The sequence below is a fragment of the Novosphingobium sp. Chol11 genome (assembly GCF_900218065.1).
In the GTDB taxonomy this organism is placed as follows: domain Bacteria; phylum Pseudomonadota; class Alphaproteobacteria; order Sphingomonadales; family Sphingomonadaceae; genus Sphingobium; species Sphingobium agri.
In genome coordinates, this window is sequence record NZ_OBMU01000001.1 from 493,962 (window position 1) to 500,001 (window position 6,040).

The following is a 6,040-nucleotide window of genomic DNA, read 5'->3' on the forward strand; positions in this document are numbered from 1 at the left end:
GCACCCTGCTCTAGCCAGCGGCAAGGGAGAAGCAAGCCATGAGCGCCCGCCGCCATCCGCTGCTGCTCCCTATCCTCATCGCGCTTACGCTGGTGGCAGCGCTGGGCTCGCTCACGCTCGGCGCGGTTCCGCTCGCTCCCGTCCGCATCCTTGCCGTCCTGAGCGGCGGCGGCGATGAGGTCGCCCGCGCCATCCTGATCGATCTGCGCCTGCCGCGCATGCTGCTCGGGCTGATCGTCGGCGCGATGCTCGGCCTCGCCGGAGCGGCGTTGCAGGGCTATCTGCGCAATCCGCTCGCCGAACCTTCCGTGCTCGGCGCATCCAATGCAGCCGCGCTCGGGGCGGTGGGCGCGCTCTATTTCGGGTTGGCACAGCTTCATCCAGTGATCCTGCCAATCCTTGCCATCACCACCAGCCTGATCGCGATCGGCGCTCTGTTCCTGCTGGCGGGACCATCGGAGAGTCCGCTGACGCTGATCCTCGCCGGCATTGCCGTGGCGACGCTGGCGGGGGCAGGGATCAGCCTGTCGCTCAACCTGTCGCCCAATCCCTTCGCCGCGATGGAGATCATGAGCTGGCTGATGGGCAGCCTTGAAAATCGCAGCTATGCGCATGTCTGGATCGCCTTGCCCTGCGTGCTTGTCGGAGCCGCGCTGCTGATCGCCGACGGGCGCAGCCTCGACGCGCTGACCTTGGGGGAGGAGGGCGCGCAGGCATTGGGCGTCGACCTCACCAAGGCGCGGCTGCGCATGATGCTGGGTGTCGCCATCGGCGTCGGTGGCGCGGTCGCGGTGTCTGGCGCGATCGGCTTTGTCGGGCTGATCGTGCCGCATCTCGTCAGGCCGCTGACCGATCGCTCGCCGTCAGCCATCCTGCTTCCGTCCTTGCTCGGCGGCGCGGCGTTATTGACGCTTGCGGACATCGGCGTGCGGCTCATTCCCACCAGCAGCGAATTGAAGCTGGGCGTTCTGACGGCGCTGTTGGGTGTGCCGGTCTTCCTCGTCCACCTGATGCGGGAGCGGCGGCTATGGTGACGATCCGCACGCAGGAGCTGTCGGTGCGCCTTGGCCGTCACGCTGCCGTGCGCGGGGTTTCGACTGCGCTGGAGCCGGGGCAGCTGGTCGGCATCATCGGCCCCAATGGCGCGGGCAAATCGACGCTGATCCGAGCGATGCTCGGCCTTGCCCGCGTGGAGAGTGGAACGGTGTCGGTCAATGGAAAGCCGATCGCCAGTATCGGCCGCAAGGACATCGCGCGGCTGGTTGCCTATCTGCCGCAGGGGCAGACATTGCACTGGCCCTTGATGGTGGAGCGGCTGGTGGCGCTTGGGCGGATGCCGCATCTGGGCCCGCTGTCGCGGCTGTCGTCAGAGGATGAGGCGATGGTCGATGCCGCGCTCGCCCGCGCTGACGTGCTGCACCTGAAGGGGCGGATCGCAACGGAGCTGTCAGGCGGCGAACGGGCCCGTGTTCTCCTCGCCCGCGCATTGGCGGTGGGAGCGCCCTCGCTCATCGCTGATGAACCGCTTGCCGCGCTTGATCCGGGGCATCAGCTTGATGTCATGGACTTGTTGAAGGCCGAGGCGCGGGCAGGATCGCTGGTTGTCACCGTGCTGCACGACCTGGGTATGGCAGCGCGCTATTGCGACCGGCTGCTGTTGATGGACAAGGGGCGGCTGGTCGCGGACGGCAAGCCGATGGACGTGCTGACGGAGCAGAGCCTTGCCCAAGTCTACGGCATTTCGGCTTGTATCGAGGCTGGTGGGGCGTGGCCGTTGATCCTGCCGACTGGGCGGATCAAAGGCTAAGCGCTACCTCCGTTCGCCCTGAGCTTGTCGAAGGGCTTCCCCCCTTGGAAGACAAGGGCTTCGACAGGCTCAGCCCGAACGGAAGAGTTTGGGCGAAAGGTAATTACTACTCCCCGAAAGCCTTCGGTGCCGCAGCCACCACCGTGTAGGTGCCCGCGCCAATCTCCGACACTTCCAGCGCTCGCTCGGCTATCCCGCTGCGTCCGAAGCGGAACGCCCCGTCGATCCCGGAAAAGCCGCCCGCATCGCGCAGCCGCGCCGCCGGGAAGGGGGTGCCGGGCCGCCAATCGCGCGCGATGCGCACGGTCAGCAGCACCGCGTCATAGCCGAGCGCCGACAGCCGGAACGGCGCGCTGCCGTAGCGCGCCCGATATTTGCTCGCCAGTTGCCCGTAGAGGCCGTCCGACACGCTGGCGAACCAGGCTCCCCGCAGCGCCGGGCTGGAGCCGAGGCTGCTGTCCGTATTCCACAATTCCGTGCCGAGCAGCCGCGCCGTCGCGCCGCCATTCTTCCGCACGATGGGGGCAAGCTGCAAAGCGACGCGCCCGCTATCGGCGATCAGCAGCGCGTCATAGCTGGACGATGCCTGCAACTTCTTGACCGCCGCCGTCATCGACGCTGGTGTCCGGTCGAAGGTCTGCATCGACACGACCGTGCCGCCCGCGCCCTCTACGGCGCGCAGCAGCGATGTGCCGGAACGCTCGCCATACATGCCCTTGGGCACCAGCGCGGCGAACTTCGACAGTCCCTTGCCCTTGGCGAAGTCGACCACGCGCTCGATCGACTGGCCGGGGATGTAGCCCATGATGTAGACGCCGTTTCCGGCAACGCTCACATCGTTGGAAAAGCTGATGACCGGCACGTTAGCCCGCGCCGCGATCGGCCCGACGGCCCGCGCGTCTTCTGCCAGCAGCGGGCCCAGGATCAGGCGATTGCCTTCCGCCAGCGCCCGGTTCGCCGCCGCCGCCGCGCCCATGCTGGTGTCATAGGTGGTGATGCGCACCTTGTCCGCCTTGGTATCCAGGAGGGCGAGGGTGGTGGTATTGGCGATCGACTGGCCGACGCCCGCATTGGGGCCGCTCATCGGCACCAGCAGCGCGACGCGGTGCCGCTGCGCATCGGTGGGCAGGCCCTGCGTCACGTCGGGGCCGGTCGGGACAGGCTCGGAAGGACGGACGGGCGCGGGTCCACGCGGCACGATCGACTGACAGGCAGCGAGCGCCAGGGCGCTGGCGGCGAAGAGGATGCGCGCGCCGCGCTTCATTGCCGCGAACATGTCCGCTTGCCGGAGGGCATCCGTCTCTGTCATCTGGCGTCCTTATGGAAAATACAACTTCTGGGCTGGAACCCGGGCTTTACATCGTTGCAGGGCCGATCGGCAACCTTGGAGACCTTAGCCCGCGCGCGGCCGATGTCCTGCGCCGCGCCGATGTGATCGCCGTGGAAGATACACGGGTGAGCGCACGGTTGCTGCGTCACGCCGGGTCGGATCGGCCGATGATCCCCTATCATGACCATAGCGCCGAAGGGGTCCGCGCGCGCCTGATCGAGCGGATGGCGGGCGAATCAGTCGCGCTGCTTTCAGACGCGGGCACGCCGCTCATCTCCGATCCGGGCTACAAGCTGGTCCGCGATGCGCGCGCGGCGGGGCGGAGCGTTGTGACGCTGCCGGGGCCCAGCGCCGCCATCGCCGCGCTCACCCTGTCGGGGCTGCCGACCGACCGCTTTCTCTTCATGGGCTTCCTGCCGGTGAAGCAGAAGGCGCGGGCCGATGCCCTGGCCGAAGTCGCGGCCCTGCGCGCCACGCTCATCTTCTACGAAAGCGGCCCGCGCCTGTCCGAAAGCCTCGCCGCCATGGCGCAGGGGCTGGGCGATCGCGATGCCGCCGTCAGCCGCGAGATCAGCAAGGCGTTCGAGGAAACCCGCACCGGCACTTTGAGCGAACTTTCCGCCCGCTATGCCGACGCGCCGCCCAAGGGGGAGATCGTCGTCATCGTCGGCCCGCCCGGCGAAGCCCCGCCTGCCAGCGCAGAAGATGCCGACGCTGCCCTCATCGAAGCAATGGAGCGGCTCCCGGTCTCCAAGGCGGCGGGGGAGGTTGCCAAGAAGCTCGGCCTCGATCGCCGCGCCCTGTACGATCGCGCGCTGGAACTGAAGGGGTGAGGCGGCAGGCTGCTGAAAAGCGCGGCCGCCAGGCGGAGCGGATCGCCGCATGGTGGCTGCGGCTCAAGGGCTGGCAGATCGTCGGCCGCCGCCTCCGCACGCCTGCGGGGGAGGTGGACCTTGTCGCCCGGCGCGGCGCGATGCTGGCCTTTGTCGAGGTGAAGGCCCGCGCGACCGGTGCTGATCTTGACCTCGCGATCGACGAACGCCGCCTGTCCCGCGTGGCTGCGGCTGCCGAAATGCTGTTCTACGACCTCGCCAAGCCGGGCGATGACATGCGAATCGATGTGATCCTCCTTGCGCCGGGCCGCCCGCCGCGCCATCTGGCGAATGTCTGGCATGGGGGCTGACCCGCTCTCGTCCGGTTCAGCCCGAACGGAGACGTAAAAGCAGATGACCGAACTCAACCCTCTCACCGTCGCCGTGCAGATGGACCCGATGGAAGGGATCAACATCAAGGGCGATTCCACCTTCCACATCATGCTGGCGGGGCAGGCGAGGGGGCACCGGCTATACCATTATCTCGCGCCCGACCTCACCTATCGCGACGGCCGCGTGCTGGCGAAGGCGCGCCCGGTGAAGGTGCAGAAGGTGGACGGCGACCATTTCGCCTTCGGTGAGCCGGAAATGCTCGACCTCGGCCGCGACGTCGATGTCGTGCTGATGCGGCAGGACCCGCCCTTTGACCTGAGCTACATCACCGCCACTCATCTGCTGGAGCGGGTGCAGGCCGAAACGCTGGTGGTGAATGATCCCGCCGCCGTCCGCAATGCGCCGGAAAAGCTGTTCGTGCTCGATTATGCCCGCTTCATGCCGCCCACGATGATCACCCGCGACCTGGCCGAGGTGAAGAGCTTCCTTGCCGAACATGGCGAGATCGTCGTCAAGCCGCTCTACGGAAACGCGGGCAACGCGGTCTTCCATGTCGGGCAATCGGGCGCGAACCTTTCGGCGCTTGTGGAACTGTTCAACGCTTCGTGGGTCGAGCCCTTCATGGTTCAGGCTTTCATTCCCGGCGTGGCGCAAGGCGACAAGCGCATCGTCCTGATCGACGGAGACATCGCAGGCGCGATCAACCGCATTCCCGGCGCAGGTGAAATCCGCTCCAACCTCGCGGTAGGCGGATCGGCGGCGAAGACGGAACTGACCGACCGCGAGCTGGAGATCTGCGCGGCCATGGGCCCGGAACTCAAGCGGCGCGGGCTGCTGTTCGTCGGGATCGACGTGATCGGCGGCGAATGGCTGACGGAGATCAACGTGACCTCGCCCACCGGCATCGTGTCGATCGACGCGTTCAACGGCACGGATACGGGCGGCATGATCTGGGACGCGATTGACGCGCGCCTCGCCGAGCGGGTGGCTGCCTGATCAGAATGGCGCAGCGTGCTCCTGCGAAGGCAGGAGCCCAGGCCCCCCGGTCGAACTGGGCTCCTGCCTTCGCAGGAGCACGTAACAGTGCCGGGCGGCCTGTCGCATGACTGACTGGGTCCTCCACCTCATCGACGCGGGCGGCTATTGGGGCATCTTCCTCCTCATGGTACTGGAAAATGTCTTCCCGCCTGTGCCGTCCGAACTCATCATGGGCATCGGCGGCATCCGCGTGGGGCAGGGCCGGATGGCGATGGAGTGGCTGCTGCTGGCGGGCACGATCGGCACCACCGTGGGCAATTATTTCTGGTATCTGGTCGGGCACATATTGGGCTTCCATCGCCTGAAGCCGCTGGTCGACCGCTATGGCCGCTGGGCCACGCTGGAATGGCGGGACGTGGAGAAGCTCGATCATATTTTCGGCAAATATGGTCAGATCGTCGTGTTCGTCTTTCGCTTCCTGCCCGCCTTCCGCACGATGATATCGCTCCCCGCCGGGCTGTTCCGCATGGGGCATGTCCGGTTTCTCGCCTGGACGGCGGGCGGGGCGCTGATCTGGAATATCATTCTGGCCTATGCCGGCTATCTGCTGGGTCAGAATTTTCGTGATATTGATAAATATGTGGGGCCCGTGGCGACGGCGTGCGTCGTCGGGGCGGTGATACTCTACCTCTGGCGCTTGGCGACATGGAAGCCGAGGGG

The 6,040-nt window shown here is 66.9% G+C and carries 7 protein-coding genes; 6 read left to right on the top strand and 1 reads right to left on the bottom strand.

Annotation, left to right across the window (positions count from 1 at the left end; genetic code table 11):
• The first annotated feature begins 38 nt into the window (after window positions 1-38).
• Together NCHOL11_RS02380 and NCHOL11_RS02385 are read left to right on the top strand one after the other, a co-directional pair.
• Window positions 39-1,034 (top strand): FecCD family ABC transporter permease, encoded by a 996-nt coding sequence (locus NCHOL11_RS02380; protein ID WP_097090901.1) that lies wholly within the window; start codon window positions 39-41, stop codon window positions 1,032-1,034.
• Window positions 1,028-1,807, top strand: a complete 780-nt coding sequence (locus NCHOL11_RS02385) for an ABC transporter ATP-binding protein (protein WP_097090902.1) — start codon at window positions 1,028-1,030, stop codon at window positions 1,805-1,807. Before NCHOL11_RS02380 ends, NCHOL11_RS02385 begins: the two co-directional genes overlap by 7 nt.
• A gap of 106 nt (window positions 1,808-1,913) precedes the next feature.
• On the opposite strand, the gene NCHOL11_RS02390 is transcribed toward NCHOL11_RS02385, so the two are convergent.
• Entirely contained in the window at window positions 1,914-3,116 is a 1,203-nt protein-coding gene (locus NCHOL11_RS02390) for a penicillin-binding protein activator (RefSeq protein ID WP_441339465.1), read from the bottom strand.
• Window positions 3,117-3,127: 11 nt separating this feature from the next.
• On the opposite strand from NCHOL11_RS02390, the gene rsmI reads away from it, so the two are divergent.
• From rsmI to NCHOL11_RS02410, 4 genes are all read left to right on the top strand, one after another.
• A complete protein-coding gene (gene rsmI, locus NCHOL11_RS02395; protein ID WP_097090903.1) occupies window positions 3,128-3,970 on the top strand; it encodes a 16S rRNA (cytidine(1402)-2'-O)-methyltransferase in 843 nt (280 codons plus the stop codon).
• A complete protein-coding gene (locus NCHOL11_RS02400) occupies window positions 3,967-4,320 on the top strand; it encodes a YraN family protein (protein ID WP_097090904.1) in 354 nt (117 codons plus the stop codon). The genes rsmI and NCHOL11_RS02400 overlap by 4 nt, the downstream gene beginning before the upstream one ends.
• Window positions 4,321-4,363: 43 nt before the next feature.
• On the top strand, window positions 4,364-5,338 hold the full coding sequence (gshB, locus tag NCHOL11_RS02405) for a glutathione synthase (protein ID WP_097090905.1): 975 nt from the start codon (window positions 4,364-4,366) through the stop codon (window positions 5,336-5,338).
• 106 nt (window positions 5,339-5,444) lie between these two features.
• Window positions 5,445-6,040, top strand: a 596-nt coding sequence (locus NCHOL11_RS02410) for a DedA family protein (RefSeq protein WP_097092671.1), incomplete at its 3' end; no start/stop codon positions are given.

What these genes read in the sequence shown, in the direction of transcription:
- NCHOL11_RS02380 (WP_097090901.1), top strand. Translation starts at nt 39, where the DNA reads ATGAGCGCCCGCCGCCATCCGCTGCTGCTCCCTATCCTCATCGCGCTT.
- NCHOL11_RS02385 (WP_097090902.1), top strand. Translation starts at nt 1,028, where the DNA reads ATGGTGACGATCCGCACGCAGGAGCTGTCGGTGCGCCTTGGCCGTCAC.
- NCHOL11_RS02390 (WP_441339465.1), bottom strand. Translation starts at nt 3,116, where the DNA reads ATGACAGAGACGGATGCCCTCCGGCAAGCGGACATGTTCGCGGCAATG.
- rsmI (WP_097090903.1), top strand. Translation starts at nt 3,128, where the DNA reads ATGGAAAATACAACTTCTGGGCTGGAACCCGGGCTTTACATCGTTGCA.
- gshB (WP_097090905.1), top strand. Translation starts at nt 4,364, where the DNA reads ATGACCGAACTCAACCCTCTCACCGTCGCCGTGCAGATGGACCCGATG.